This is a genomic window from Streptomyces tibetensis (assembly GCF_040647715.1).
Lineage (GTDB): Bacteria > Actinomycetota > Actinomycetes > Streptomycetales > Streptomycetaceae > Streptomyces > Streptomyces tibetensis_A.
The window spans coordinates 234,728-260,594 of record NZ_JBEZCR010000010.1; the positions used below are offsets into that span (position 1 = coordinate 234,728).

At 71.7% G+C, this 25,867-nt stretch carries 23 protein-coding genes; 13 read left to right on the forward strand and 10 right to left on the reverse strand.

All coding sequences use genetic code 11. The features are described from left to right. Positions 1 to 101: 101 nt before the first annotated feature. Positions 102 to 2,540 (reverse strand): penicillin acylase family protein, encoded by a 2,439-nt coding sequence (locus AB0B29_RS26540; protein ID WP_362243972.1) that lies wholly within the window; start codon positions 2,538 to 2,540, stop codon positions 102 to 104. A gap of 188 nt (positions 2,541 to 2,728) precedes the next feature. On the opposite strand from AB0B29_RS26540, the gene AB0B29_RS26545 reads away from it, so the two are divergent. Together AB0B29_RS26545 and AB0B29_RS26550 are read left to right on the forward strand one after the other, a co-directional pair. Next, entirely contained in the window at positions 2,729 to 4,231 is a 1,503-nt protein-coding gene (locus AB0B29_RS26545) for an acyl-CoA synthetase (RefSeq protein WP_362243973.1), read from the forward strand. A 91-nt stretch (positions 4,232 to 4,322) separates the two neighbouring features. Continuing rightward, entirely contained in the window at positions 4,323 to 5,045 is a 723-nt protein-coding gene (locus AB0B29_RS26550) for an alpha/beta fold hydrolase (protein WP_362243974.1), read from the forward strand. Here AB0B29_RS26550 and AB0B29_RS26555 read toward each other — a convergent pair. Then, positions 5,017 to 6,948, reverse strand: coding sequence for a sulfatase (locus AB0B29_RS26555; RefSeq protein ID WP_362243975.1), 1,932 nt, complete (start codon positions 6,946 to 6,948; stop codon positions 5,017 to 5,019). The two genes, AB0B29_RS26550 and AB0B29_RS26555, sit on opposite strands and share 29 nt — an antisense overlap. A gap of 116 nt (positions 6,949 to 7,064) precedes the next feature. Continuing rightward, a complete protein-coding gene (locus AB0B29_RS26560) occupies positions 7,065 to 8,684 on the reverse strand; it encodes an acyl-CoA synthetase (RefSeq protein ID WP_362243976.1) in 1,620 nt (539 codons plus the stop codon). Positions 8,685 to 8,859: 175 nt separating this feature from the next. On the opposite strand from AB0B29_RS26560, the gene AB0B29_RS26565 reads away from it, so the two are divergent. The 8 genes from AB0B29_RS26565 to AB0B29_RS26600 all read left to right on the forward strand — a co-directional run bounded on the left by AB0B29_RS26565 (position 8,860) and on the right by AB0B29_RS26600 (position 15,135). Beyond that, a complete protein-coding gene (locus AB0B29_RS26565) occupies positions 8,860 to 9,660 on the forward strand; it encodes a crotonase/enoyl-CoA hydratase family protein (RefSeq protein ID WP_362243977.1) in 801 nt (266 codons plus the stop codon). A 119-nt stretch (positions 9,661 to 9,779) separates the two neighbouring features. Beyond that, the gene (locus AB0B29_RS26570; RefSeq protein ID WP_362243978.1) at positions 9,780 to 10,721 is read left to right on the forward strand and encodes a Zn-ribbon domain-containing OB-fold protein; all 942 of its coding nucleotides are present in this window, start codon (positions 9,780 to 9,782) and stop codon (positions 10,719 to 10,721) included. Further along, positions 10,718 to 11,782: a thiolase domain-containing protein gene (locus tag AB0B29_RS26575; protein ID WP_362243979.1), complete on the forward strand. Its 1,065-nt coding sequence runs from the start codon at positions 10,718 to 10,720 to the stop codon at positions 11,780 to 11,782. Before AB0B29_RS26570 ends, AB0B29_RS26575 begins: the two co-directional genes overlap by 4 nt. Continuing rightward, the gene (locus tag AB0B29_RS26580; RefSeq protein ID WP_362243980.1) at positions 11,779 to 12,945 is read left to right on the forward strand and encodes a thiolase domain-containing protein; all 1,167 of its coding nucleotides are present in this window, start codon (positions 11,779 to 11,781) and stop codon (positions 12,943 to 12,945) included. Before AB0B29_RS26575 ends, AB0B29_RS26580 begins: the two co-directional genes overlap by 4 nt. Before the next feature lie 82 nt (positions 12,946 to 13,027). Further along, positions 13,028 to 13,270 carry a DUF397 domain-containing protein gene (locus AB0B29_RS26585; protein WP_104786506.1) on the forward strand — a complete coding sequence of 81 codons (243 nt, stop codon included), beginning with the start codon at positions 13,028 to 13,030 and terminating at the stop codon, positions 13,268 to 13,270. 164 nt (positions 13,271 to 13,434) lie between these two features. Then, complete coding sequence (locus AB0B29_RS26590) at positions 13,435 to 13,692, forward strand: universal stress protein (protein ID WP_436845884.1); 258 nt, start codon at positions 13,435 to 13,437, stop codon at positions 13,690 to 13,692. A 102-nt stretch (positions 13,693 to 13,794) separates the two neighbouring features. After that, positions 13,795 to 14,520, forward strand: coding sequence for a CGNR zinc finger domain-containing protein (locus AB0B29_RS26595; protein ID WP_362243981.1), 726 nt, complete (start codon positions 13,795 to 13,797; stop codon positions 14,518 to 14,520). 117 nt (positions 14,521 to 14,637) lie between these two features. Then, the gene (locus tag AB0B29_RS26600; RefSeq protein ID WP_362243982.1) at positions 14,638 to 15,135 is read left to right on the forward strand and encodes a hypothetical protein; all 498 of its coding nucleotides are present in this window, start codon (positions 14,638 to 14,640) and stop codon (positions 15,133 to 15,135) included. A gap of 68 nt (positions 15,136 to 15,203) precedes the next feature. Here the strand turns inward: AB0B29_RS26600 and AB0B29_RS26605 are convergent, their stop codons facing one another. Next, positions 15,204 to 16,343, reverse strand: coding sequence for an aminoglycoside phosphotransferase family protein (locus tag AB0B29_RS26605; protein ID WP_362243983.1), 1,140 nt, complete (start codon positions 16,341 to 16,343; stop codon positions 15,204 to 15,206). Positions 16,344 to 16,575: 232 nt separating this feature from the next. Here AB0B29_RS26605 and AB0B29_RS26610 point away from each other — a divergent pair, with 232 nt between their 5' ends. Further along, positions 16,576 to 18,069 (forward strand): DNA-binding protein NsdB, encoded by a 1,494-nt coding sequence (locus AB0B29_RS26610; RefSeq protein WP_362243984.1) that lies wholly within the window; start codon positions 16,576 to 16,578, stop codon positions 18,067 to 18,069. Between the two features lie 15 nt (positions 18,070 to 18,084). Here AB0B29_RS26610 and AB0B29_RS26615 read toward each other — a convergent pair whose 3' ends face one another. Beyond that, positions 18,085 to 19,494 (reverse strand): PP2C family protein-serine/threonine phosphatase, encoded by a 1,410-nt coding sequence (locus AB0B29_RS26615; protein WP_362243985.1) that lies wholly within the window; start codon positions 19,492 to 19,494, stop codon positions 18,085 to 18,087. Between the two features lie 372 nt (positions 19,495 to 19,866). On the opposite strand from AB0B29_RS26615, the gene AB0B29_RS26620 reads away from it, so the two are divergent. Further along, entirely contained in the window at positions 19,867 to 20,472 is a 606-nt protein-coding gene (locus AB0B29_RS26620; protein ID WP_362243986.1) for a dihydrofolate reductase family protein, read from the forward strand. Positions 20,473 to 20,510: 38 nt separating this feature from the next. Here AB0B29_RS26620 and AB0B29_RS26625 read toward each other — a convergent pair whose 3' ends face one another. Together AB0B29_RS26625 and AB0B29_RS26630 are read right to left on the reverse strand one after the other, a co-directional pair. Continuing rightward, positions 20,511 to 21,605, reverse strand: coding sequence for a baeRF3 domain-containing protein (locus AB0B29_RS26625; RefSeq protein ID WP_362243987.1), 1,095 nt, complete (start codon positions 21,603 to 21,605; stop codon positions 20,511 to 20,513). 50 nt (positions 21,606 to 21,655) lie between these two features. Beyond that, positions 21,656 to 23,227, reverse strand: coding sequence for an alpha/beta hydrolase (locus AB0B29_RS26630; RefSeq protein WP_362243988.1), 1,572 nt, complete (start codon positions 23,225 to 23,227; stop codon positions 21,656 to 21,658). Between the two features lie 298 nt (positions 23,228 to 23,525). Between AB0B29_RS26630 and AB0B29_RS26635 the strand changes: the two genes are divergently transcribed. Beyond that, positions 23,526 to 24,191, forward strand: coding sequence for a chaplin (locus AB0B29_RS26635; RefSeq protein WP_362243989.1), 666 nt, complete (start codon positions 23,526 to 23,528; stop codon positions 24,189 to 24,191). Between the two features lie 12 nt (positions 24,192 to 24,203). Here AB0B29_RS26635 and AB0B29_RS26640 read toward each other — a convergent pair whose 3' ends face one another. From AB0B29_RS26640 to AB0B29_RS26650, 3 genes are all read right to left on the reverse strand, one after another. Then, a complete protein-coding gene (locus tag AB0B29_RS26640; protein ID WP_362243990.1) occupies positions 24,204 to 24,938 on the reverse strand; it encodes a class I SAM-dependent methyltransferase in 735 nt (244 codons plus the stop codon). A gap of 13 nt (positions 24,939 to 24,951) precedes the next feature. Next, positions 24,952 to 25,170, reverse strand: a complete 219-nt coding sequence (locus tag AB0B29_RS26645) for a hypothetical protein (RefSeq protein WP_362243991.1) — start codon at positions 25,168 to 25,170, stop codon at positions 24,952 to 24,954. 154 nt (positions 25,171 to 25,324) lie between these two features. Continuing rightward, a complete protein-coding gene (locus AB0B29_RS26650) occupies positions 25,325 to 25,810 on the reverse strand; it encodes a nucleoside deaminase (protein WP_362243992.1) in 486 nt (161 codons plus the stop codon). Between the last annotated feature and the right edge of the window lie 57 nt (positions 25,811 to 25,867).

Sequence of the window (25,867 nt, forward strand, 5' to 3'; positions counted from 1 at the left end):
CCACCTCCGCCGAGCCTGCCGTGCGCGGGGTGCTGCCCCATGGGAACGGCACCGCGCGGGGCGGGGTGCCGCCCCACAGGGAAGGGCACCCCGCACGCGGGTCAGCGGCGCTCGTGCACCCGCACGACCTTCAGCTTCGGCGAGGACAAGATGTCCTTCTCGCAGAAGCGCGACGCGACCCACCTCTCGCCGGAGAAAAGCCGGGTCTGGTCGGCGAAGTGCGGCGACTTCGGGTTCGACGACTGGGAGTACGTCAGCAGCGTGCGGGCCACTGGACAGCGGCTGCCGTCCCAGCCGACCGCCTGCAGATGACTGGACCCGAACGGCACCTCCGTGTAGCCCCCGCCGGCCGCGTCCCAGGTCGGCTCGATGACGTTCCACACGCCGAGCCGCCCCGCGCCGCCCGGCACGGGCAGGCGCTCGCCGCCGCGGACGACGAACTGGTGTGCCCCGAGCGGCGCGTCGAGCGCGATGCCCGCGCCCCGCAGCTCGGCCACCGCGTCGGCCAGCGCGGCCTGGAAGCCCGCCGCCTCCGTGTTCAGGGTGTTGGGCGTGCGCACCGGGTCCGTCGCCGAGAACGCCACCTTCCACAACCGGTCCGCCGGAACCGTCTGTTCGAGCCTGCGCCAGAACCGGTCGAAGAGCAGCGCTCCGCGGCTGCCGGTGTCCATGGTGCGGTCCCACGTCTTCAGCACCCCACAGGCAGCCGACACGTCGACCGCCCTGCCGTCGCTGCCCGTCGCCGTACCGCCCGGCAGCGCGGCGCAGGCGCCTGCCACGTCCCCGGCGGCGAGGTCGCCCGCGGGCACCCGGTTGGCGAACTGCTGCTTCTGCAGGTCGCGTACGGTCAGCCCGCCGCGCTCCGCCATCGCCGCGACGTCCTCGACCGCGCCACGGGTGCGCAGGCCGAGCTGTGTGCCCACCGTGCCGAAGATCCGCTCGTACCCGGTGAGCGGCCGGTCGGCGTTGGTCATCCACGCGGTGCCGTTGGAGTTCTCCGCGTACGGGGCGTCCTTCAGCGTCGGCATCCTCGACGGTCCGAAGATCCCCGGCGCGACGGCGCCCGGGTCGCTGCCGAGCGCGCAGTCGCCGCGCGAGCCGTCGAGGATCGCGATCCCGGACGCCGTGTACGTGGCCCTGCCCAGATCCGTCGAGCAGCGCTGCGCCAGCTCGTCGGTGATGCGGGGGAGCACCTGGGACTGGGTGAACAGGGAGTGTCCCGCGCGGTCGGCGGCCAGCGTGTTCACCCAGGGAATGCCCTGGTGCCGGTCCAGGGAGGCGAGGACGTCGGCCGTGCTCCGCGCCTTGGCGAAGCCGAGCGAGGTGTCGGAGAACCGCAGGTTCGCGGCGTTCGGGTCGTTGAGGGCGTACGCCGTCTTCCCGGTCCACGGCAGTGGGACCTGGGGACTGAGGGAGGTGACGACGGGGCCGTAACGGGTCCACCACTGGGTGCGGGTGACCGGCGCGCCGTCCTTCACGGCGACCGTCACGGTCCGCTTCTCCATGCGCTCCGGCCTGCCGTCCACCAGGTAGGTCGTGGGATCGGCCGGATCGAGCGTCAGCTGGTGGAAGTTGGCCGGAATGCCGGTGGAGACGGTGTGGCTCCACGCCACGTGTGCGTTGAACCCGATGGAGATCGCCGGGGTGCCGAGCAGGGAGCCGCCGGACACGTTCAGCTCTCCCGGGATCGTCTGTTGCGACTGCCAGAACCGCCGCCCGCCGTCCCACGGGTAGTGCGGGTTGCCCAGCAGCAGGCCACGGCCGTTCGCCGTGGTGTCACCGCGGAAGGCGACCGCGTTGGAGCCCATTCCGGGGTCGCCCCACAGCTCGTCCGCCGCGTCCGCGGCGGCCTTCGCCGCCGCCTTCCCGCCCGGCGTGCGGGCGGACGGGGTACCGGGGGCGGTGGAGGCTCCGGCCGGCGGCTGCGCGCTCGTGATCGTCTCCACGAACCGTCCCTCGCCGGAGATCGAGGCGATCGCCAGCCCCCGGGCCGCCACGTCCAGCTCCGAGACCGGCCGGACCCAGGACGCGCCCGCGCAGGAGGGGTCCGTGATCTTCCGCTGTTTCAGCCAGGCGTTGTAACCGGCGGCCCAGCCGCGCATCATGTCCCGGACCTGCCGGCCGGGGCCCACGGGCGCGGGCTCGGCCAGCAGCTTCTCCACGGTGCGGCTCTCGCGGACCCCGCCGAAGTACAGGTCACTCGAGAGGTTCGTCCTGGCCGCCGAGAGGTCGCCGCCGGCGGGCGCGTCGGAGCCGAAGTACCGGGACCGCTCGCCCCGCAGCGTCACGAACCCGTCGGCCAGCGTGCACACCTCGTCGGCGGCCTGCGCCCAGCCCGTACCGAAGCCCAGGTCGGTGTAGTTCTTCGCGAGGATGTGCGGAATGCCGTACTCGGTGTAGCGGATGACGGCGGAGTGGCCGTCGCGGGAGGGGTGTTGCTCTGCTCGCTGCTGGGTCGTGGCCGCCGCCGCGGGTAACGCGGACGCGGCGGTGAACAGGGCCGTGGCCCCGAGAACGAGTCGTCTCAGACGGCTGCGCATCGTGCCCTCCAACATCGTCGAGGGAAAGGAGTGTCGTGTGTACGAAACTGCATCGAACGTCAGTCGGTTTTCATGACAGCGGACGCCGTCGGCGGCGGCGGGGTTGCTCGGGGCCGATCAGCGGCCCCCGGCTCCTGGCCCGCCGGGGTCCTTGACCTCCCCGTGCGGTCGGCCGAGGATCATGTGTCATGACGACGGCAGGACAGGGCAGCACGGTCGACTCGGTCCTGCGGCGCAGCGCCCGGCGCACACCGGCGCGCGTCGCGGTGGAGTACGCCGAGCGGAGCTGGACGTACGACGAACTCGACACCGCCGTCTCCCGCGCGGCGAGCGTCCTGCTCGGCGAGGGGCTGAACCCCGGGGACCGGGTCGGCGCCTACGGCCACAACTCCGACGCCTATCTGATCGCCTTCCTGGCCTGCGCCCGGGCGGGTCTGGTGCACGTACCCGTCAACCAGAACCTGACCGGCGACGACCTCGCCTACATCGTCCGCCAGTCCGGCAGCACCCTGGTCCTCACCGACCCGGACCTGGAAGCCCAATTGCCCGGCGGCGTACGGACGTTGCCGCTGCGTGACGCCGACGACTCGCTACTCGCACGGTTGCCCGGGGCACCCGCCCACGACGGCCCGGAGCCGCGCGCAGAGGACCTCGTGCAACTGCTCTACACCTCGGGGACGACCGCCCTGCCCAAGGGCGCGATGATGACGCACCGGGCCCTGGTGCACGAGTACCTGAGCGCGATCACCGCCCTCGACCTCAGCGCGGGGGACCGCCCCGCGCACTCCCTGCCGCTCTACCACTCGGCGCAGATGCACGTCTTCCTGCTGCCCTACCTCGCCGTCGGGGCGACGAACATCATCCTCGACGCACCCGACGGCGACCGGCTCCTCGACCTGATCGAAGCGGGCCGCGTCGACAGCCTGTTCGCACCGCCCACCGTCTGGATCGCCCTGTCCGGCCGCCCCGACTTCGCCACCCGCGACCTGAGCGGCCTGCGCAAGGCCTACTACGGGGCGTCGATCATGCCCGTCCCGGTACTGGAACGGCTGCGGGAGCGCCTGCCGGACCTGGCCTTCTACAACTGCTTCGGCCAGAGCGAGATCGGCCCGCTGGCGACGGTCCTCGCGCCCGGCGAGCACAAGGGCCGTATGGATTCCTGCGGCAGGCCCGTCCTGTTCGTCGACGCGCGGGTGGTCGACGAGAACGGCGAGGACGTACCCGACGGCACCCCCGGCGAGATCGTCTACCGCTCCCCGCAACTGTGCGAAGGCTACTGGGACAAGCCCGAGGAGACGGCCGAGGCCTTCCGCGACGGCTGGTTCCGCTCCGGCGACCTCGCGGTACGCGACGCGCACGGCTACTTCACGATCGTCGACCGGGTGAAGGACGTCATCAACTCCGGCGGGGTCGTCGTCGCCTCACGGCAGGTCGAGGACGCGCTGTACACCCACCCCGGCGTCGCCGAGGCGGCGGTCGTGGGCCTGCCGGACGAGCGCTGGATCGAGGCGGTGACGGCCGTCGTCGTGCCGCGCGGCGAGGTCTCGGAAGCGGAACTGATCGCCCACGTCCGGGAGAAACTGACCCCCTTCAAGGCCCCGAAACGGGTGCTGTTCGTGGCCGAACTCCCACGCAACGCCAGCGGGAAGATCCTCAAACGCGAGTTGCGGAGCCACCTTGGAAACGGATAGCGCGCCCCGGGCGCTCTGACCACGGATGCGCGTCTTCGCTGTCGGCAGAGCGGGACCGGCTTCCGGGCACTCTTCGCCTACCCTGCCTGGCATGGACACCGCAGCGCACACCGTGCAGGCGAACGGCATCACGCAGGCCTACCGTGTCTGGGGACCGCGGGACGCGGAGCCTCTCGTCCTGCTGCACGCCCGCGGGGCCGACGGTGCCGACTGGGCGTCGATCGCCCCTGCGCTGGCCGTCGGGACCGCCGTACCTCGCCGTGTGTACGCCCCCGACCTGCGCGGACACGGCCGGAGCGACTGGCCCGGTGGATACGCGTACGAGACCATGCGCGACGACATCCACGCTCTCCTCGGCGCGCTCGGCATAGACCGGGCCGACGTCGTGGGCCACTCGCTGGGCGGCGCCGTCGCCTACCTGCTCGCCCAGCGCAGTCCGGGGCTCGTGCGGCGGCTCGTTCTGGAGGACGTGCCCGCGCCCTTCCCGCTGGACCCGCCGCGCCCACCCGCCGAACGGCCCCGTGGGGACCTGCCGTACGACTGGGCGATGATCCTCGCCACCGACGAGCAGCGCAACGCACCGCATCCCGTGTGGTGGGACCACATGGGTCGGATCACCATGCCCACGCTGTTGATCGGTGGTGGGCCGAGCAGCCCGATCCCGCAGGAGCAGATCGCCGCGTTCGCCGAACTGCTCCCCGACTCCCGGCACATCACCCTCGACTCGGGTCATCTCGTGCACGAGACCCGACCGGAGGAGTTCCTCGCGGCCGTGGCGGAGTTCCTCAGCCCTGCGGGCCGTACGCCGTCATGAAGCGGTCGCGGAAGGTGTCCATGCCCCACCGGGGGGCGTCCGGGGCCGGTTTGAGGCCGTCCGTCCAGCCCCAGTCGGCGACCCGGTCCAGGACCTTCTTGTCGTGGGCGACGATCGTCACCGGCACGTCCTTGCCGGTGTCTCCGGCGAGGACCGTCGGCACCGGCTGGTGGTCGCCGAGGAAGACCAGCACCGTGTCGTCGTCGCCGTAACGCTCGACCCACTCCGTCAGGCTGCGGATCGAGTACTCGATGGCCTTGCGGTACTCGGCGCGCACCTTCTCCGGGTCCTTCCAGACCTCCGCGGGGTCGGTGCCCTCCTTCTTGATCCGGTGGAACACCGAGCCGTCGCCGAGGTCCTCCCAGTCGATCATGTGGGCGATGGGGGACCAGGGGTTGTGGCTGGACGCCAGGATGATCTCCGCCATGATCGGCTCGCGGTCCTTCTTGCCGTGCTCCAGCCGCTGGAAGGCCTCCATGCTGAACTGGTCGGGCACGGGCGTCCAGCTGAAGTACGGGCCGTGGTAGCCGAGGTGCTCGGAGTCGTAGATGTGGTCCAGGCCGAAGTACTTGCCCTCCGGCCAGGCCCGCCGCACACCCGGCACGATGCCGACGGTCCGCCAGGCTCCCGTCTTCCCGAAGTACTTCGTCAGCGTCATGCGGTCGCTCGTGGTGAGACTGCGGTACCGCTGCTGGTTCTTGATCCACAGCCCGGACAGGAAGGTCGAGTGGGCGAGCCAGCTGCCCGCGCCCGTCACCGGCGACTGCAGCCAGCCGCTGCGCGACTCGAACCCGGCCGCCTTCAGCTTTCCGGTGCCCTCCTTGAGCACGGCGTCGGTCTGCTGCGCCATCGCCGGGTCGTCGATCGCGACCCTGCCATAGCTCTCGATGAACGTGAACAGGACGTCCTTGCCGCGCAGTCCGGTCAGCAGCTGGTCGGGCGGCGTCTTCGCGAAGGCGTCCACCGCGGCCTGCTTCTCGAAGACCCGGGCGTCCGCGAGCCCCGCGCGCACCTGGTCCACCCGGTTCCCCACGAGCTCGGCGCTGCCCTTGGTGGCGATCGGCACGGTGCCGAGCTGTACGCCCAGGGTCATGCAGGTGATCCACGCCGTGCCGAGGATCAGGATGGTGCGGCCGGCCGCGGGCCGGTGCCGGACCATCAGGTTCGTCAGCCGCACCACCGCGAGGGTGATGAACACCAGCAGCGCGACGAGCAGGACGATCACCCCTGCCACGGCGAGCACCTGACCGGTGCGCCCGAACGTCTCCCTCAGGAAGTCCGTGCCGTTTTGGATCAGGATCCAGTCCAGCACCAGGTCGAACGGCCGGGCCAGGATCTGGTAGAAGCCCATGTCGACGAATTTCAGGACCGTGAGCAGGCCCAGGAACACGCCCGTGACGACCGCCGTGATCCGCCGGGGCTTCGGCGGCAGTGCGAGCAGCAGGCCGGCGAGCAGCACGCCCTCGGCGGGGATGCGCACGAACGAGGCGAACTCGATGCGCTCGACACGGTTCGGCACCAGCAGGGCGAACAGCACCAGGGCGCCGGCCAGCACCGTCGTGCCGATGGAGACGCCTCGTGCCGTACGGGGGTATCGGTGCCGCCAGCCGAACCAGCCGGGCTTCGTCGCCGGGGGCCGCCCGGAAGGGGGCTCCTGCGCCGGGGCGGCGTCCCCGGGGGCGTCGTCGGTGGCGGTGCCGTCCACCGGATCCGCCGTGCCGGTGTCTTCGTCCCGTTCCGCCCCGCCCTCGGCCTCCACGGCATCCGCCGTGCCGGTGTCTTCGTCCCGTTCCGCCCCGCCCTCGGCCTCCACGGCATCCGCCGTGCCGGTCTCTTCAGCGGGTTTCGTCCCGCCCTCGGCCGGGTCGTCCGAAAGCTGACGGGAGCGAGTGAAGAGCGACACCCGGTGGTCCTTCCGTGCGGTCTTGCGATGGCATGCCGAACAGAGCCCGCATGGGCCTGTCTGCCACCACCAGTACGTCCGCACGTCACCATAGGTTCAATGTCCCGGCCGGAGAATCACCCGTCGGCCGTCACCGCCACCTCCCGCGCCCACCGGTAGTCCGCCTTGCCGCTCGGCGACCGCCGTATCGACTCGGTGATCACCAGCTGGCGAGGGATCTTGTACCCGGCGAGCCGGTCGCGGCAATGGACCCGGATGTCCTCCAGGGACGGCCGCGCGGCGCCTGCGCGCAGTTGCACCACCGCCGCCACATGGTGGCCCCACTGGGGATCCGGCACCCCGGCCACCAGCGCGTCGTAGACGTCCGGATGGGACTTGAGGGCCTGCTCGACCTCCTCCGGGTACACCTTCTCGCCGCCGGTGTTGATGCACTGCGAGCCCCGGCCCAGGACGGTGACCACGCCCTCCTCGTCGACGGTGGCCATGTCACCGAGCAGCACCCACCGCTCACCGTCCCTGGTGAAGAACGTCGCGGCGGTCTTGACCGGGTCGTTGTAGTAGCCGAGCGGCACATGTCCGCACTGGGCGATCCGGCCCACCTCGCCGGGAGCCACCGGCGTGTGGGTGCCCGGGTCGACCACCTGGGTGCGGGCGTTGACCCGCACCCGGAAGCCCCGCTCCGGGCCGGAGTCCTCGGTCGCCGTCCCGTTGAAGCCCGACTCCGACGAACCGAAGTTGTTCAGCAGCATGGCGTTGGGCACCAGCTCCCGGAACTGCCGGCGCACCGTGTCCGACATGATCGCGCCGGACGACGACACACTGAACAGGGACGAGCGGTCGATGTGCCGCAGCGGCCCGTTCAGCGCGTCGATCAGCGGCCGCAGCATGGCGTCCCCCACCAGCGAGATGCTGCTGACCCGCTCCTTCTCCACGGTCCGCAGCACCTCCTCGGGTACGAACTTGCGGTGGATCACCACCCGTTGCCCGAAGTTGAAGCCGATGAACGCCGTGAGGGTGGAGGTGCCGTGCATCAGCGGAGGCGTCGGGAAGAACGTGATACCCGCACCGCCGGCCGCGACCCGCTCGGCGAGCTCCTCCGGCTTCTTCACCGGCTCCCCGGTCGGGGCGCCCCCGCCGAGGCCCGCGAAGAACAGGTCCTCCTGCCGCCACATCACGCCCTTGGGCATCCCGGTCGTGCCACCGGTGTAGATGATGAACTGGTCATCGGCGGAACGGGCCGGGAAGCCGCGCTCGGGCGACCCGGCCGCCTGCGCCTGTGCGAACTCCACGCAGGGCACCTGTGCGGCCCCCGGCCCCGGAGCACCCACCCGGATCAGATGCCGCAGCTTCTCCGCCCGCGGTCGTGCCGCCGCCACCCGGTCCGTGAACTCGGCGTCGAAGACCAGCGCCACCAGGTCCGCGTCCCGATAGAGGTAGACCAACTCCTCTTCCACATAGCGGTAGTTGACGTTGACCGGCACGATCCGTGCCTTCAGGCACCCCAGCACCGTCTGCAGGTACTCCACGCCGTTGTAGAGGTGGAGCCCGAGGTGTTCACCGGGGCGTATCCCGCTGTCGAGCAGATGGTGGCCGACGCGGTTGGCCGCGGCGTCCAGCTCGGCGTACGTCAGGCGGCGCTCGGCACCCGTGCCGGGATGGTCGGCGTACACCAGCGCCTCACGGCCGGGGACGACGTCGACGACCGACTCGAACAGGTCGGCAAGGTTGTACTCCACCGCTCCTCCTGACCCCCGGGCGTGCCTGCCATCGGACGGTTCGCGGTCATCAGAGCAAAGGGCGGTCCAAGTGTGAAGGGTCAGCGCGAAAGAATCTGACTGCCTGTCAGAAAACCCTTGAAGTGCTTCCCGCCCTACTGCAACCTGTTCTCGTTCCACGAGAGGGGAGTTCGCCATGGGTGGGACGGAACACCTCACCGTGCAGCGCGAAGGCGCCACACTGGTGCTCACGCTCAACAGGCCGCAGGCCAGGAACGCGCTCTCGCTGCCGATGCTCGTCGGCCTCCACGACGGGTGGCTGGAGGCCGACGCGGACGACTCGGTCCGCTCGATCGTCCTCACCGGCGCGGGCGGCTCGTTCTGCTCCGGCATGGACCTCAAGGCCCTCGCCGGGAACGGCATGGCCGGCGAGGAGTACCGGGACCGGCTCAAGGCCGACCCCGACCTGCACTGGAAGGCGATGCTGCGCCATCACCGTCCGCGCAAGCCGGTGATCGCCGCCGTCGAGGGGTACTGCGTCGCAGGCGGCACCGAAGTGCTCCAGGGCACCGACATCCGCGTCGCCGCCGAGTCCGCCACCTTCGGCCTGTTCGAGGTGAAGCGCGGCCTGTTCCCCATCGGCGGCTCCACGGTCCGGCTGCAACGCCAGATCCCGCGCACCCACGCCCTGGAGATGCTCCTCACCGGCCGCCCCTACAGCGCCCGGGAGGCCGCCGCCATCGGCCTGGTCGGTCACGTCGTCCCCGACGGCACGGCACTGAGCAGGGCGCTGGAGATCGCCGAACAGATCAACTCCTGCGGCCCGCTGGCCGTCGAGGCCGTCAAGGCGTCCGTCTACGAGACCGCCGAGATGACCGAGACCGACGGCCTGGCCGCCGAACTCACCTGCGGCTGGCCCGTCTTCGACACCGCCGACGCCAGGGAAGGCGCCCGCGCCTTCGCCGAGAAACGACCACCCGTCTACAAGCGCGCGTAGCACTGCGCCCGCTCCGGCCGGTGCAGAGCCGCGGGCCGTCGGAGGCTGAGCGCGCGACTTCCCCGCGCCCCGGAGGGGCACGCCCCGTGCACGCCGATCTCGAAGGAGGCAGGCCCTCGATGTCCGCAGTTCTCAAGGCGCCGCTCGTCGTCGAATTCCCCTTCACCCGCTCCCTCGGGCCCGTCCAGAGCGCCTTCCTGACCGGCCTGCGGGAACGCGTGGTCCTCGGGGTGAAGACCCGCGACGGCCGCACCCTGGTCCCGCCCGTCGAGTACGACCCCGTCACCGCCGAGGAGATCAGCGACCTCGTCCACGTCGGTATCACGGGCACCGTCACCACCTGGGCCTGGAACCACGATCCCCGCCGCGGCCAGCCCCTGGACACGCCCTTCGCCTGGGTCCTGGTGCGCCTCGACGGCGCCGACACCGCCCTCCTGCACGCCCTCGACGCACCCGGCCCCGACGCAGTCCGCACCGGCATGCGCGTTCGCGTCCGCTGGGCCGAGGAACGCACCGGCGCCATCACGGACATCGCCTGCTTCGAGCCGTACGACGGAGAGGCCTCCACCGTCACCGTCCACGCGGGCGAGTTCGAGGACCCCGTCACCGGCATCGTCGCCGAGGCCCGCCTCGACTACACCTACTCGCCCGGCCGCGCCCAGACCGCCCATATCAACGCCCTCTCCGGCCGGCGGACCGTCGGCGAACGTTGCCCCTCCTGCCGCAAGGTGTACGTCCCCCCGAGGGGGGTGTGCCCCACCTGCGGGGTCGCCACGTCCGAGCAGGTCGAGGTGGGCCCGCGCGGCACCGTGACCACGTTCTGCATCGTCAACATCAAAGCGAAGAACCTCGACATCGAGGTGCCGTACGTCTACGCCCACATCGCCCTCGACGGCGCCGGCCTCGCGCTGCACGGCCGCATCGGCGGCATCCCCTACGACCAGGTCCGCATGGGCCTGCGCGTCGAACCCGTGTGGACCGAGGGCGCTCGCTACCCCGACCACTACCGGCCCACCGGCGAACCCGACGCGGACTACGACACCTACAAGGAGCTGCTGTGACGAGCGCACCGCGGGACCGCGAGATCGCCGTCGTCGCCTTCGCCCAGACCGACCACCGGCGCACCAGCGACGAGCTCTCCGAGGTGGAGATGCTGATGCCGGTGCTGCACGAGGTCCTCGACGCCACCCGCCTGAAGACCGCCGACATCGACTTCACCTGCTCCGGCTCCAGCGACTACCTCGCAGGCCGCGCCTTCTCCTTCACCCTCGCCCTCGACGGTGTCGGCGCCTGGCCGCCGATCTCCGAGTCGCACGTCGAGATGGACGGCGCCTTCGCCCTGTACGAGGCCTGGACGAAGCTCCTCACCGGCGACGCCGACACCGCCCTCGTCTACGCCTACGGCAAGTCCTCGCCCGGCTCGGTCCGCGACGTCCTGACCCGCCAGCTCGACCCGTACTACCTGGCCCCCCTGTGGCCCGACTCCGTGGCCCTCGCCGCCCTCCAGGCGCAGGCCCTCATCGACGCGGGTGACGCCGACGAGCACATCTTCGCCGGCGTGGCCTCGCGCAACCGTGAGGCGGCGCACGCCAACCCGCACGCGCAGCTGCGCGGCCCCGTGCCGCAGGGCGACTACCTCGTCCAGCCCCTGCGCACCGGCGACTGCGCGCCCATCGGCGACGGCGCCGCGGCCGTGATCCTCGCGGCGGGGGAGCGGGCCCGGGAACTGTGCGCACGCCCCGCCTGGATCCGCGGCATCGACCACCGCATCGAGGCCCACGCCCTGGGCGTGCGCGACCTGACCGACTCGCCGTCGACCCGCCTGGCCGCCGAGCGGGCCGGAGCCTTCGAACGGCCCGTCGACACCGCCGAACTGCACGCGCCCTTCACCGCGCAGGAGATCGTCCTGCGCAAGGCCCTCCGGCTGGGCGACGACGTGGACGTGAATCCCTCCGGCGGGGCGCTCGCCGCCCACCCGGTCATGGCCGCCGGCCTCATCCGCATCGGCGAGGCGGCCGCCCGCATCCACCGCGGCGAGTCCGACCGCGCCCTCGCCCACGCCACCTCCGGCCCCTGCCTCCAGCAGAACCTGGTCGCCGTACTCGAAGGGGAAGCCCGATGAGCAAGGAGCCCGTGGCCGTCGTCGGCATCGGCCAGACCAGGCACGTAGCGGCACGCCGGGACGTGTCCCTCGCGGGACTGGTCCGCGAGGCGGCGCAACGCGCCCTCCAGGATGCGGAGTTGACCTGGGCCGACATCGACGGCGTCGTCATCGGCAAGGCGCCCGACTTCTTCGAGGGCGTCATGATGCCGGAGCTCTATCTCGCCGACGCCCTCGGCGCCGTCGGCAAGCCCATGCTCCGCGTGCACACCGCCGGTTCCGTCGGCGGCTCCACCGCGCTCGTCGCGGCGAACCTCGTCGCGGCCCGCGTCCACGGCACGGTCCTCACCCTCGCCTTCGAGAAGCAGTCCGAGTCGAACGCCATGTGGGGCCTGTCGCTGCCCATCCCCTTCCAGCAACCCCTGCTGGCCGGGGCAGGCGGGTTCTTCGCACCGCACATCCGCGCCTACATGCGCCGCAGCGGCGCGCCCGAGACCATCGGGGCCCTGGTCGCCTACAAGGACCGCCGCAACGCGCTCAAGAACCCCTACGCCCACCTGCACGAACACGACATCACCCTCGACAGGGTGATGGCCTCGCCCATGCTGTGGGACCCGGTCCGCTACTCGGAGACCTGCCCCTCCTCCGACGGCGCCTGCGCCATGATCCTCACCGACCGCGCCGGCGCCGCCCGGTCGCCACGGCCGCCCGCCTGGATGCTGGGCGGTGCGATGCGCAGCGAACCGACCCTCTTCGCCGGCAAGGACTTCGTCTCCCCGCAGGCCGGGCAGGACTGCGCCGCCGACGTCTACCGGCAGGCCGGCATCACCGACCCCCGCCGCGAGATCGACGGAGCCGAGATCTACGTGCCGTTCTCCTGGTACGAACCCATGTGGCTGGAGAACCTGGGCTTCGCCGGCGAGGGCGAGGGCTGGAAGCTCACCGAGGCGGGCGTGACCGAACTGGACGGGGACCTGCCCGTCAACATGTCGGGCGGTGTGCTGTCCACCAACCCCATCGGCGCCTCCGGCATGATCCGCTTCGCGGAGGCGGCACTCCAGGTGCGGGGGCAGGCCGGGGAACACCAGGTGGACGGGGCTCGCAGGGTCCTCGGTCACGCCTACGGCGGCGGCTCGCAGTTCTTCTCGATGTGGCTCGTGGGCGACCGTCCCCCGGACTCCTGAAAGGTCCCCCTCACGTGCCCTGTCGGCCGTGGGACACGATGGCTAGGCTGGCCGCGGACGACGAACCGGGAGGAGCACCGACGTGGCCGAGACCACCACCCAGCAGCGCCCGCTCACAGGCTGGGACAAGCCGGAGCTTGACCTCACAGACGCACAGTGGCAGTCCAGCAGCCGAGGGCGGGGGGATGTCCAGATCGCCTTCGTGGAGGGCTTCATCGCCATGCGCAACAGTGCCCGCCCGGAGAGCCCCTCGCTGATCTTCACGCCCGCCGAGTGGGGCGCCTTCGTCTCGGGAGCGCGGGAGGGGGAGTTCGACCTCACCTGAGGACGGGGTGCGGCGTTCCGGGCTGTCGGGAGGCGACGGCCGATCCGGGGGCGTTCGTTCCGTCCGCATTTCCGGACACGCCACCGGAGGCGTCCTCCCGGAGCCACCGCCTGAGTCAGGCTGGCCCCGGGAGGGGACGGCCGGATCCCGGAGGTGAGGAACCCATGAGCAGTGATGGCCGCCGCCCGCGACGCCGAGTGCCCTGTCGTCGTGGTGCCCCGGTCCGGACGCGAGGCCGAGGCGCCGGGAGGTCCCGGGGCCACCTCGTCGCGGCCTCACGGGACGCCGACCTCGTCGTCGTGGGCCCCACCGGCGGTGCCTGCTCTCACCCGTCCGGCATGATGGGCTCGGTCAGCCACGCCGTCCTGCTGCACGCCGTGAGCCCGGTCGCCGTGGTGCCGCCGTCCCCCTCGGAGGACTGACCCGCCGTACCGGATGCGGTCGAGGCCACCCGCCGTGGTGCAGCCGTCGCCCCGGGGGACCGACCCGTGGTAATGGATACGGTCGGGCCTATCATTAGCCACATGCGGGAAACGATCAGCAGGGACGCCCGGCTCGCCCTGGACCTGGCCCTCACCGTCCGCCACGACGGCAACGGCGGCGTCGCCGACGACCTGACCGACCCGGCAGACCTGACCGCGTGGGTCCGGGCCCACCCCGAAGCCCTGCCGGCCGGTGCCCGCAGCCGAGCCGACGACCGGGGCGCGACGCCGCAGCCGTCCGACGGTGACCGGCACACGGCCGGTGCGGACGCCCAGGGGATGGCGCCGCAGCCCGGTGACGGCGACAGCGGCCGCCAAGCCGCCGGATTCACCGCCGACGCCGCGCAGCTCGCCGCCGTCCGCGCCTTGCGGGCCGCCGTCCGCGCACTCTTCGCCCGGGCCGTACGCCCCGGCGAGCCGAGCCCCGCGGATGCGGCACGCCTCATGCCCGTGCCGGATGCGGTGCGGCACCTGAACGAGGCGGCCGCCCGCACCCCCACCGTGCCGGTCCTCGACTGGCCCGAGGGCGTGACCCCGGTCGTCCACCGAAGGCCCGCCGACGCCGGCGACGACCTGACCGCGTCCCTCGCCCACGCCGTGATCGCGTTCCTCGCGAGTCCCGACCGCGACCGGCTGCGGGCCTGCCACGCACCGCGCTGCGTCCGGTACTTCCTCAAGGAACATCCGCGCCAGGAGTGGTGCAAGCCCTCCTGCGGCAACCGCGCCCGCGTGGCACGCCACCACCAGCGGCACAGGACGACGGCCTAGACCGGCCGGGCCCCACCGGGTGGTCCGGCACCACTCCCGGCACAGGGCGTCAACCCGGCCCCCCCGGTCCGCCGCCCGCCCCGCACTTCGCAGGCCGTGGCACGTACCATGGGCGACATGTCGTTCCTCCGCCGCCGCAGCGCCACTCCCGCCGGGCCCGACTTCGACGTACTGGCCATGGACCCGGGCGACTGGCCCGGCAATCTCGGTGCGGGACTGCTGCCCGCGCCCGACGGCACCTGCCAGGGCGTCTTCCTGCGCTATGACCTGTTCGGCGGCCGCGGCCCCGCGATGATCATCGGCAATCTGCCGGAGGGCTCCCCGGCCCGTGACGTCCCCGAGGGCGAGGTCCCCTTCGAGGTGGCCCAGCTGCTGCTGGCCCTGGAGAACGACGAGGAGGTCACCGTCGTCAGCACCGAGGACGTACCGGTCATGCAGGGCGACAACCTCCTGATCGTGCGCCGCGTCAAGCTCTCCGAGAGCCGGATCTCCTGCGTGCAGTTCGACCGCAGCGACAACGTCCTCGTGACCATCGCCGCATGGGACCGCCCCATCACGGACGACCTCTACGCCCTCCTCAAACCGCTGCCCGCGGAACTCTTCCAGCAGGACTGAGCCGAACCGCCGCACACGAAGGGGCCGTCGTACACCTGGCCAGGTGTACGACGGCCCCTTCGTCCCCGTCAGCGGGTGCCGACCGCCGCGCGCACGGCGCGCCGGGCCAACTGGCAGTCGTCGTGCAGCCGCCGCAGCAGCAGCCTCTGCTCCTCGCCGGTCGGCGCGGCACCCGGATGGGCCGTGCCCGGTGCCGCCGGGGCCGGATCGTGCATCGAGCGTTGCACGGCCGTCTCGTAGGTCCGGATCTCACGGGTCAGCACCAGCATCAGGTTCACCAGGAAGGCGTCCCTGGACGCGGGCCCCGCCGACTGTGCGATCTGGCTGATCTGACGACGGGCGACCGGTGCGTCCCCGAGCACCGACCACAGGGTCGCCAGGTCGTATCCCGGCAAGTACCAGCCCGCGTGCTCCCAGTCCACCAGCACTGGACCGGCCGGTGACAGGAGAATGTTCGACAGCAGTGCGTCGCCGTGGCAGAACTGGCCCATGCCCTGCCGTCCGGAGGCCTGCGCGATCCCGTGCAGCAGCTTCTGCAGGTCGCCCAGGTCCCGGTCGGTGAGCAGGCCCAGCTCGTGGTACCGGGAGATCCGGGCCGCGTAGTCGAGCGGGGCGTCGAACGTACCCGCGGGCGGCCGCCAGGCGTTCAGCCGGCAGATCGCGCCGAGTGCCGCTCTGATGTCGGACCGGGGCGGCGCCTCCGCCGGGTGCCGCTGGAGCGCCGCCACCCGGCCCGGCATCCGCTCGATCACCAGCGTGCAATGGTCCGGGTCCGCCGCGATCAGTCTCGGCGCCCGCACGGGTGGGCGGTGCCGGACGAACGAGCGGTATGCCGCTATCTCGTGGCGGATCCGCTCCGACCAGGCGGGGGAGTGGTCCAGTAAACACTTGGCGACAGCCGTGCTGCGACCGGTCGTGCCGACCAGGAGCACGGACCGTCCGTTGCGGCGCAGCACCTGCACCGGGGCGAACTCCGGGCAGATGCGGTGCACGGACGCGATCGCCGTGCGCAGCTGCGCGCCCTGAGGGCCGGACAAGTCGAGTCTCCCGCTGAGCGGTTGGTTACCGAGGACCGCGCCGCGCCGAGCCCGGCCCGCACCGAGCACGGGGGCCGCCGACCGCGCGGGGGCGAGGTAGGGGCCGCTGTCCGTGGGACGCGGGTGCAGCGACCGGGGCGGTGCGGACACGGAGGACGATGCTGCGTACATGGGCGAAACAGATCCCTTCGTGTGCCTGCGACGACAGCGCACCACCCGGCCCGGATGCCCGGGGAAACCCTGGGGAGTGTCCCTGGCGACCGGGTCGGGGTGGCGCGTTCCTACCTGACACCGGATGGCCGGTGGCACACCATCTGGCGCACCCTGGCGAACCCTGGCGAATAGTCGCCCGGCATGTCTCCCCGGGCTACTGTCAACTCAGCCGAGAACCTGGGGGCTTGACGTGAGCGGACAACCCAACACCCGGCTCGCGGACCTGTTCGGCCTGGCCGGCTGGTCCAAGGGCGAACTCGCGAGGCTGGTCAACCGGCAGGCGGCGGCCATGGGCCATCCCCAGCTGTCGACCGACACCTCCCGGGTGCGGCGGTGGATCGACACGGGAGAGATCCCGCGCGATCCGGTGCCGCGGGTGCTGGCGGCTCTGTTCACCGAGCGTCTCGGCCGTGTCGTGACCATCGAGGACCTCGGTCTGGTCCGGCACGGGCGTGCGGGGAAACGGCAGGGCGGCGGGAGCGCGGATGCTCCCGACGGCGTGCCGTGGGCGCCCGAGCGGACGGCTGCGGTCCTCACCGAATTCACGGGAATGGACCTCATGCTCAACCGACGCGGCTTGGTGGGCGCGGGCGCCGCGCTCGCCGCGGGATCCGCACTCAGCAGCGCCATGCACGACTGGCTGCACACCGACCCTTCCCTGGCTGGCGACGCCCCCGACCTCGACCATCCCCTGCACGCCGACCCCGCTGGGTTCGACCGCTACGAGGCCGCCCCCATCGGGTCGCAGGAGATCGAGGAACTGGAGCGCTCGGTCGAGGTGTTCCGCGCCTGGGACGCGGCCCGCGGCGGCGGGCTCCAGCGCAAGGCCGTGGTGGGCCAGCTCAACGAGGTGGGCGGCATGCTCGCCTACCGTCACCCACCCCACCTCCAGCGGCGCCTGTGGGGCGTCGCCGCCAACCTCGCCGTCCTCGCGGGCTGGATGTCGCACGACGTCGGTCTGGAGCCCACGGCCCAGAAGTACTTCGTCATCGCCGCGCACGCGGCCCGGGAGGGCGGGGACCGTCCCCGCGCGGGCGAGGCACTGTCCCGCGCGGCCCGCCAGATGGTGCACCTGGGCAGACCGGACGACGCCCTGCACCTGATGAAGCTCGCCACGTCCGGTTCCGGTGACGAGGTGCTGCCCCGCACCCGGGCGATGCTCTTCACCGTCGAGGCCTGGGCACAGGCCTCCATGGGCAAGGGCCAGGCGATGCGCCGCACTCTGGGGCGGGCGGAGGACCTGTTCGTCTCCGACAAGGCCGATGTCCCACCGCCGGACTGGATGCAGACCTTCAAGGAGGAGGACCTGTACGGCATGCAGGCACTGGCCTACCGCACGCTCGCCGAGTTCGAGCCGGGCGCGGCGGTGCATGCCCAGCACTACGCGGAGAAGGCCCTGGCCCTGCGGGTCGACGGCCGGCAGCGGTCGAAGATCTTCGACTACCTGTCGATGGCCTCGGCCTGCTTCATCGGGGACGACCCCGAACAGGCCGACCGGTACGCGCGACTGGCCCTGGTGTCGATGGGGTCCAACTCCTCCCATCGCACCTGGGACCGGCTGCGTCAGATGTACCGGCTCACGGCCGAGTACTCCGGCTACCCGAAGATCCAGGAGTTGCGGGAGGAGATCAAACTGGCCCTGCCGAGGACGAAGGGCAGAGGTGCCAACCACGCACAGGCCTGAGCCGGGCGGGGTTCCTCAGGACGTCACTTTGGCCATGAGCACACAGGCGTTGTCCTCGCGCGGGCCCTCGCCGAACTCCTGGACCACGGTCCGCACGCAGTCCTCCGCGGTGCGGTTCACGGCCAGGCGGGGTGCCAGGCCGAGGAGCAGCTGTGCGGCCGCCGATCCCGTGTGCCCGGGCACCAGCCCGTCGGTGTGCAGGAGCAGCAGGTCGCCCACCTCGAGCGTCTCTTCGGCCTGCCCGTAGACGGCGCCCGAGGTGGCGCCGAGCAGGACGCCGTCGGGTGCGTTCAGTACCCTGCCCGTCCCGTTGCGGAACAGCAGCGGGGCGGGGTGTCCGGCCTGCGCCCAGACCAGGGTCCGGGTGGCGGGCCGGTAACGGCAGCAGACGGCGCTGCCCAGGGCGGGCTGCACGGTGGCGTCGAGTAACTGGTTCAGCCAGGCCATCAACTGCCCCGGTTGCGCACCGGCCATGGCCATGCCGCGTACGGCACCGAGCAGCATGGTCATGTTCGATGTGACGCCGACGCCCTGGCCGGTGAGATCGCCGACGCTGAGGAGCGTTTCGCCGTCGGTCAGTTCGAGTGCGTCGTACCAGTCGCTGCCGATGAGTGTGTTCGTCGCGGCCGGCAGGTGGTGGGAGGCGAGGTCGAGGGTCCTGGGGCCGCGGTGCGGGAGCCGCAGGGAGCCGCGCCACTGCGGCAGCACGGCCTCCTGCAGTTCGACCGCGAGCCGCTGCTCGCTCCGCGCGGCCTCCTGGTGGTGGTGGAGCGAGTCACGGGTCTCGCTCACCGCCCGCTGGCTGCGGCGCAGTTCGCTGACGTCGCGCAGTACGGCCCACATCGAGGCGGTGCTGCCGTCGGTGTCGAGCACCGGTTCGCCCATCATGTGGACGGTCCGTACGTCGTCGCCCCGGCGGGTGATGCGGAACTCGCCGTCGATGGGCCGCGCGTCGACGAGGCAGTCGGTGACCATCGCCGTCAGTTTCGACCGGTCCTCGTCCACCACGAGGGACGGCAGCTCGTCGAGGGTGAGGGGAGGAGCGGCCGGGTCGCGGCCCAGGATCTGGTAAAGCTCCCCGGACCAACTGGCCTCGTCCGTCAGGAGGTTCCACTCGGCGCTGCCGACCCGGCTGAGCAGTGAGCCCGGTGCGGATGCGGTGGGGTTCGGGTCCGCCGCCGTGGGCGGGGGGCCGTCCCTTAACTGAGCCAGGTGCTCGTCGAGGTCGTTGAGCTGGTGCAGGGCCAGGTCGTACAGGGCGCGCTGCCAGCGCTCGCGCGGGTGATCCGCGCCTTCCCCCTCGGCGTCGCGGCGCACCGCGTCCACGTCGCCCTTGAGCCGCCGCGTCTGCGATATGAGCGCGTCGACCGAGCCGCGGCGGGGCGGCTGGGCGGCTGGGCGGTCCGCGGAGAGGTGGGACGGCATGACGCACTCCGATGCGGGGACGGTACGACCAAGGCGGACGGAGGGACCGTTACGACTGTTGCACAGCCCGCGACGCCCTGTAAGGGATTCGACGACACACGATACGGTGGTGCTTCTGGCATATGCCACAGTCTCACTGAGTTACTCCGAGGTAGGCGCGGAGTGCGCCACCCGGAGATCCAAGTCGTAGACTACACACGGCAGTTGAGGCCCGGTCGGGGCGCCGGTGCGGTTCTGCTTCGACTGTTCGACGGTCCTGTGTTCGAGCGAGGCGGGCGGCCGCCTGGTACCCCTGACGAATGGAGCCGTTTCGCCCACCGATGAGTTTTCGGTGATCGCGCAGTCCACCCCTCGACATGAAGGGAGCGCACCATGCGTAAGATCATCATTTGCACGTTCCTGTCGCTGGACGGCGTCATGCAGGCGCCGGGCGGTCCGGACGAGGACGCCGAGAGCGGCTTCGAGCACGGTGGCTGGCAGAAGCCGGTGTCCGACGACGAGGTCGGTGCGGCCATCGCCGGTTGGTACGAGCCCTGCGACGCGATGCTGCTCGGCCGTAAGACGTACGACATCTTCGCGGCGTACTGGCCGACCGCCGATCCGGGCAACCCGTTCACCGAGCGTATGAACAGCATGCGCAAGTACGTGGCGTCCCGGACCCTGACGTCCCTGGAGTGGGAGAACTCCACGCTGCTGGAAGGCGACGTCGCCGACGCCGTTCGCGAATTGAAGGCGTCCGACGGCGGCGACATCAACGTCGTCGGCAGCGGCGACCTCGCCCAGACGCTCATGCGACACGACCTGGTCGACGAGTACCGGCTCACCATCCATCCAGTGATCATCGGCACCGGCAAGCGGCTGTTCGCCGACGGAGCGGTCCCCACTTCTCTCGAGCCGGTCAGCGTCTCGACGACGAAGAGCGGCACGGTCGTCGGCGTCTACCGGCCGACCGGCAAGCCCGGCTACGACAGCTATTAGGGTCTGCCGGCGGAACTGCCGTCCCCTGCCGCCTCAACTCAGTACCGCAGTACCCCGGCCATGCCGTCCGCCTCGCCGAGTGTGCCGTCCGGTACGAAGCGGACGTCGGCACCGGTCTCCAGGCACTGTTCGACGATCTCGTCCACGATGTCCTCGCGGGAGTCGAGGTCGCCGGATTCGGCGAGGATCAGATGGTCCCCGGCGTCGCGGACCGTCACCCGGTAGTTCTCCTCGACGGCCAGCAGCCGGACGCGGCCGTCCCGGGCGCTCTGCCACAGCTCGTCGACACCGGCGGCGAACTCCCGGCGCCCGCGGGCCGTTTCGAGGGCGCGGGTCACGGCGTCCGTGTTCCTGCGGGCCTCCGCCTCGACCACCGGCCGCACGGCCTGCCACACCACCTCGGGGGTCCCGTGGGCGAGCCCGCCGTGCGGGATGCGCACCGCGCTCCGGGCGGCGGTGCCGACCTCGTCCAGCAGGGAGAGGGCGGCCGGCTCGCCGGTGACGTACAGCTGCCTGGGATGATCGCGCAGCACGGTGCTCATCGCGGTGGCGGCCTCGCGGAGGAACTGGCGGGTGCGTTCTTCCCGGAAGGCGCTCGGGGTGTCTCCGGTTCGCTGCTGCCGCTCCGGGTCGAAGTTCTCCACGCGCCGGGTCAGCGGGAAGCCGCCGAGACGGGCCGCGGCGACCCGGTCGACGCCGCCGTTCCACAGCGTGACCCGGTCCGCGGCGAGCGACAGGACCCAGTAGGGCCGCCCGGCTGTCTGGGCGGAGACGAGGTTGCGGGTGAGGAAGGTGTCCGAGAGCACCACGCGTTCGGGTACGGACCTGGCCAGCGACCACACCTGGTGCTCGCCCGGAGCGGCGAAGATCGCCAGGCCGTCCTCGGTGTGTGTCAGGTCGACCTCGGTCAGGGCCCGGTCGAGGTGCCCGGCGACCTCGGTGCGCCGTTCGCGGGTGACGGCCGGATCGGCCTCCAGCTGCCGCTTGGCCTCGGCCACCACGTTGCGCAGCCGGACCTGGTCCTGGGTGTTGTAGGGATCGCGCCGATGGGTCGGCGTCAGCACGGAGACCGCGGGATAGGGGCGCGGGCGCCGCAGCTCGGCAAGGGTCGCGGGACTCAGAACGCTCTCCATGACAGAACGATAGAGCGAATTCACGAAGAGGGCATTTGGGGCAGTCGATCTCATTCGTCGTCGTGGTCGGAGCCGCAGGAACTGCCGTCCGGCGGCAGCGTTCCGTACAGCAGGAAGGCGTCGACCTTGCTGTGCACACACTTCGACGAGCCGTAGCCGGTGTGGCCCTCGCCCCGGTTGTCGAGCACCACCGCCGACGATCCGAGCCGCCTCGCCGTCTCCACCGTCCAGCGGTACGGCGTGGCCGGGTCGCCCCGGGTGCCGACGAGCAGCATCCTCGGCGTCTCGACGTCCTTGACGTCGTCGCGGATGTAGTCGGTGCCCTTGGGGCGGCCGTAGCACATCAGTACCTGGGTGAGCCGGTACCGTCCGAACACCGGTGACGCCTGCTCGTAGCGGGCGCGCAACCGGCCGAGGTCCTCGGTGACCTGCTTGGCGGCGGGGCGGTCGGGATCGTCGGCGCAGTTGACCGCCATCAGTGCCGCCGGCAGGTTGTCGAGGGGGATGTCCGCCGGGTCGGTGAGTCCGGCGTGCGGGGCGCGCCGCAGAGGCAGGGTGAAGCCCCCGGACAGGAACGCCTCCAGGCCGCGGGTGTCGCCGTCCTCCAGCAACTGGCCGACGGCCCGCTGCAACGACGGCCACAGCTCCCTGCTGTAGAGGCCCTGCCCGAGGGCGCCCGCGAAGTCCTGGCCGGTGAACGCCTCGCCGAAGTCGGTCGGCAGCGGGTCCTTGTCGAGCGACTCGACCACCTGTACGACGTGCTCCCGGGCCTCTCGGGGATCCCGTCCGAACGGGCAGGCGATGTCCTCGGTGCACCAGGTCAGGAAACTCTCCAGCGCGGTCTGCTGTCCCTGGGCGCTCGCCACGCCCTGGTCGGCCAGCGGTTCGGTCAGTGTGTCGACACCGTCCAGCACCATCCTGCCGACCTTCTCGGGGTACTGGGCCGCGTACACCGCGCCGAGCCGGCTCCCGTAGGAGAAGCCCAGGTAGTTGAGCTTGTCGTCGCCGAGCGCGTCGCGCATGACGTCCAGGTCGCGGGCGGCGTTGACCGTGCCGATGTGGGGCAGGACAGGGCCCGAGTGCTCGGTGCACTCGGCCGCCGCCGCGCGCAGGTCTTCGAGCACGGCCCCGGGATCGGCCACGTCGGCGTTGCCGTCCGTCGCGTCCAGTGCGTTGTCCGAAGCGTTTCCGCAGCTGACCGGCGAGGAGCGGCCGACGCCGCGAGGGTCGAAGGAGACCACGTCGTAGCCGTTCGTCAGGCCCATGAAGTCCTTGCCGCCCATGGCGAGTTGGGCCACGCCCTGACCGCCGGGGCCGCCGAAGTTCAGCAGCACCGAGCCCCGGGACCTGCCCGTGGCCCGGTAGCGGGCGACGGCGAGGTCGAGGCTGCCCTTGCCGGGCCTGGCGTAGTCGAGCGGGACGGTGACCTTCCCGCACTGGAGGTCCTTCGGCATGTCCATGCCCTCGCACCTCGACCAGGTGACCTTCTGATCGTAGAAGCGCGCCAGGCCGGGCGGGGGGCCGTCGGCGGCCGGCAGTGCCGTGCCCAGCAGGGCGAGCCCGGCCGTGCCGGTGACCGCGCAGCGCCGTACCGAGGGGCGCGTGGACAGCTTGGCCAGCATCGATGCCTCCAGGGACGCGGGGCGACCCGCAGTGGACCGGGACGCCCTCGCTCACCATATGCGCGCCCCGAAGGCCTCGCCTCCGGGCGGGCGGGGCCGCGCGGCGAACCGTGTCCCGCGAGGCCCGCCCCCGTTCGAGCCCACACGCGGAGCCGGTAGACGAAGGGTTTTACCGCTAGTTCGACAACCGGCCCGCTCGATGGAGTGAAAGGCCGATAAGCCATAACTCGGACCGGGCGGGCGGCGTTCTCCCGGGTGCGGGTGAGTGCCCGCGACGATGTCTGGAAGGCAGGGGTCCATGCGAAGGATGACCCGAAACGGAGTGATCGCCGTCGCCGCCGCCTCGGGCGCGATGGCCGTGACCGTCCCCGCGTACGCCGGTTCCGGCGCGGACGGCTCGGCGGCCGGTTCACCGGGGGTGGTCTCGGGCAACACCGTCCAGCTGCCGGTGCACGTCCCGGTGAACGTGTGCGGGAACACCGTGAACGTGGTGGGGCTGCTGAACCCCGCCGCCGGCAACAGCTGCGCGAACCGGGACGAGGGGCGGGGCGGTCGGCCGGGCGGGTCCGGCGGCGCGGTCGCCGAGGGCAGCGGAAAGGGTTCACCGGGAGTGATCTCGGGCAACGTCGTGCAGCTGCCGGTCGACGTCCCCGTCAACGTCACGGGCAACTCGGTCGACGTGGTCGGCATCGGCAACGCCTCGACCGGCAACGAGTCCTCGAACACCCCCGGCGACCACCGCCCGGTCCGCCCCCAGCATCCGCCGAAGCCGGTCCCGAGGCCGACACCGCCTCCCCGGCCGAACCCGGCCCCCGAACCGGCTCCGCGCACCGTCCCGCACGCCAGGGGCGCCCTGGCCCACACGGGCACGGACCACACCCTCCAGGCCGTGGCGGCGAGCGCGGCACTGGTCGCCGGGGGAGTGGTGCTGCGCCGCAGGTTCCGTCCGGGAGCGGACGACTGACCCGTACGGGGGCTACACCGCCTCCGCCACCGCCGTGAGCAGCACCATTCCCGCATCGCCGTGGTCCGGCAGGGCCGGGTTCATGTCGAGACGGGTCACCTCCAGCTCCCGGGTCAGAGGCGCGAAGACCTCCGTGACGGCGGCCGGGTTCACCGGACACCCCGGCCAGCGGGAGGCCGGCCCGATGCGGTACGTCGGCATGTTCTCCATGAAGGCGGCGACCAGTCGGCCGCCCGGCCGGACCGTGCGGACGAAGGTGCGGCAGAAGTCGGCGAACTCGGCGAAGTCCTCCGTCGCGCCCTCGGCGACGAAGTGCATGGAGGCGAGTTCGTACGTGCCCCGTGGCAGGGACCGGACGTCGGCGTGGACGACGTTGACCGGCGCCAGCGCACCGGCCAGGGTCGCCGGCACCTCGGGGTTGAGTTCCCGGCACAGCGCGTGGAACGGCAGCCAGCTCGCGTCGGGACGGTGACAGATCTGGTCCGTGAGGTAGGCGACGTTGCCCGCTCCCGCCTCGACGGCGTCGATCCCGCGGCTCGCGGCGGACGCGAGCATCAGAGGGTAGAGGTTGGGGCCCGCCCCGAACTCCACCGAGCGATCGATGCCGCCGGGCGGAAGGCGCCGGTAGTAGGCGCTGTGGTGCGCGATCACCGCCGCGTCCCAGGGGTGCACCTCGCGGTAGTTCTCCGCGAGGTAGTCGGCAACCGGCCAGCGGTCCCAGTCCACGTCGTCGTTGTGCGTCGTCATGACCGGTGGTCCTTCAGCGGCACGGGGAAGGTGCGGGCGGCCGGGCCGGGGTCGTGATCAACCGGCTGCCGTCCGCTTCGGAGTCGATCGCCGTGAGCTGCTCCCGGAAGCCCACCCGGTCCTGCGGCGCCGTTGCGCCGGTCCTGTCGCGCACGGTCATGTGCACGACGATGACCCTCGCAACCAGTGCGAGGTGGACGGCCATGAGCCGACGGGCCGACAGCGAAGACATGATGCCTCCCCCCGTCGGGGAGAGCGGGGCGTACGCCTCGTCTTGCGTCTGGTTCTGACTGAAATCGATCATAGGTTCGCCCGAGGGGCTCTGCATCTCGGGCAGCCGCCCCACCCCTCGGGCCCGTGGCCCCCGGGCGGGCGCGTCCGGGCCCTCAGTCGCGTCCGAGGTGGAACCTGACGTGCAAGTCCCTGACCTGGTCGATCAGTTCGGGTACAGGGCCGTCCACGGCTACATGAGGTGCCACCTCGTGCACGGGCAGTGTCCGGACCGCCGGCTCGGGGGCACCCAACTCCCGCAGCCAGGAGCCGAGTTGTCGGGACGATGCGACGTAGACGATCCGGCCGAGGCCGACCCAGGCGTGGGCGGCCGCACACATCGGGCAGTGTTCACCGGAGGTGTAGACCGTGGCGGCCGCCCGTTCCTCGGGTGTGAGGTGCGAAGCCGACCAGCGGGCCAGCTCGAACTCGGGGTGCCGGGTGCGGTCGCCCGAGGCCACCCGGTTGTGGTCCTCGCCGAGGACGGTGCCGTCGCCGCTCACCAGTACCGAACCGAACGGTTCGTCCCCGGCCTCCAGGGCTTGGGCCGCGAGTTCCACGCAGCGGCGCAGATACGGCAGCTCCGTGTCCTTCACGACCATGGGACCGACCCCTCGCGAGACGATGTGATCGCCAGGACCTTATGGCACCTGCGCATC

What these genes read in the sequence shown, in the direction of transcription:
- AB0B29_RS26540 (WP_362243972.1), bottom strand. Translation starts at nt 2,540, where the DNA reads ATGCGCAGCCGTCTGAGACGACTCGTTCTCGGGGCCACGGCCCTGTTC.
- AB0B29_RS26600 (WP_362243982.1), top strand. Translation starts at nt 14,638, where the DNA reads ATGTCGTTCCTCCGCCGCCGCAGCGCCACTCCCGCCGGGCCCGACTTC.
- AB0B29_RS26645 (WP_362243991.1), bottom strand. Translation starts at nt 25,170, where the DNA reads ATGTCTTCGCTGTCGGCCCGTCGGCTCATGGCCGTCCACCTCGCACTG.
- AB0B29_RS26650 (WP_362243992.1), bottom strand. Translation starts at nt 25,810, where the DNA reads ATGGTCGTGAAGGACACGGAGCTGCCGTATCTGCGCCGCTGCGTGGAA.
- AB0B29_RS26620 (WP_362243986.1), top strand. Translation starts at nt 19,867, where the DNA reads ATGCGTAAGATCATCATTTGCACGTTCCTGTCGCTGGACGGCGTCATG.
- AB0B29_RS26615 (WP_362243985.1), bottom strand. Translation starts at nt 19,494, where the DNA reads ATGCCGTCCCACCTCTCCGCGGACCGCCCAGCCGCCCAGCCGCCCCGC.
- AB0B29_RS26545 (WP_362243973.1), top strand. Translation starts at nt 2,729, where the DNA reads ATGACGACGGCAGGACAGGGCAGCACGGTCGACTCGGTCCTGCGGCGC.
- AB0B29_RS26580 (WP_362243980.1), top strand. Translation starts at nt 11,779, where the DNA reads ATGAGCAAGGAGCCCGTGGCCGTCGTCGGCATCGGCCAGACCAGGCAC.
- AB0B29_RS26590 (WP_436845884.1), top strand. Translation starts at nt 13,435, where the DNA reads ATGAGCAGTGATGGCCGCCGCCCGCGACGCCGAGTGCCCTGTCGTCGT.
- AB0B29_RS26550 (WP_362243974.1), top strand. Translation starts at nt 4,323, where the DNA reads ATGGACACCGCAGCGCACACCGTGCAGGCGAACGGCATCACGCAGGCC.
- AB0B29_RS26570 (WP_362243978.1), top strand. Translation starts at nt 9,780, where the DNA reads ATGTCCGCAGTTCTCAAGGCGCCGCTCGTCGTCGAATTCCCCTTCACC.
- AB0B29_RS26625 (WP_362243987.1), bottom strand. Translation starts at nt 21,605, where the DNA reads ATGGAGAGCGTTCTGAGTCCCGCGACCCTTGCCGAGCTGCGGCGCCCG.
- AB0B29_RS26565 (WP_362243977.1), top strand. Translation starts at nt 8,860, where the DNA reads ATGGGTGGGACGGAACACCTCACCGTGCAGCGCGAAGGCGCCACACTG.
- AB0B29_RS26605 (WP_362243983.1), bottom strand. Translation starts at nt 16,343, where the DNA reads ATGTACGCAGCATCGTCCTCCGTGTCCGCACCGCCCCGGTCGCTGCAC.
- AB0B29_RS26635 (WP_362243989.1), top strand. Translation starts at nt 23,526, where the DNA reads ATGCGAAGGATGACCCGAAACGGAGTGATCGCCGTCGCCGCCGCCTCG.
- AB0B29_RS26640 (WP_362243990.1), bottom strand. Translation starts at nt 24,938, where the DNA reads ATGACGACGCACAACGACGACGTGGACTGGGACCGCTGGCCGGTTGCC.
- AB0B29_RS26630 (WP_362243988.1), bottom strand. Translation starts at nt 23,227, where the DNA reads ATGCTGGCCAAGCTGTCCACGCGCCCCTCGGTACGGCGCTGCGCGGTC.
- AB0B29_RS26595 (WP_362243981.1), top strand. Translation starts at nt 13,795, where the DNA reads ATGCGGGAAACGATCAGCAGGGACGCCCGGCTCGCCCTGGACCTGGCC.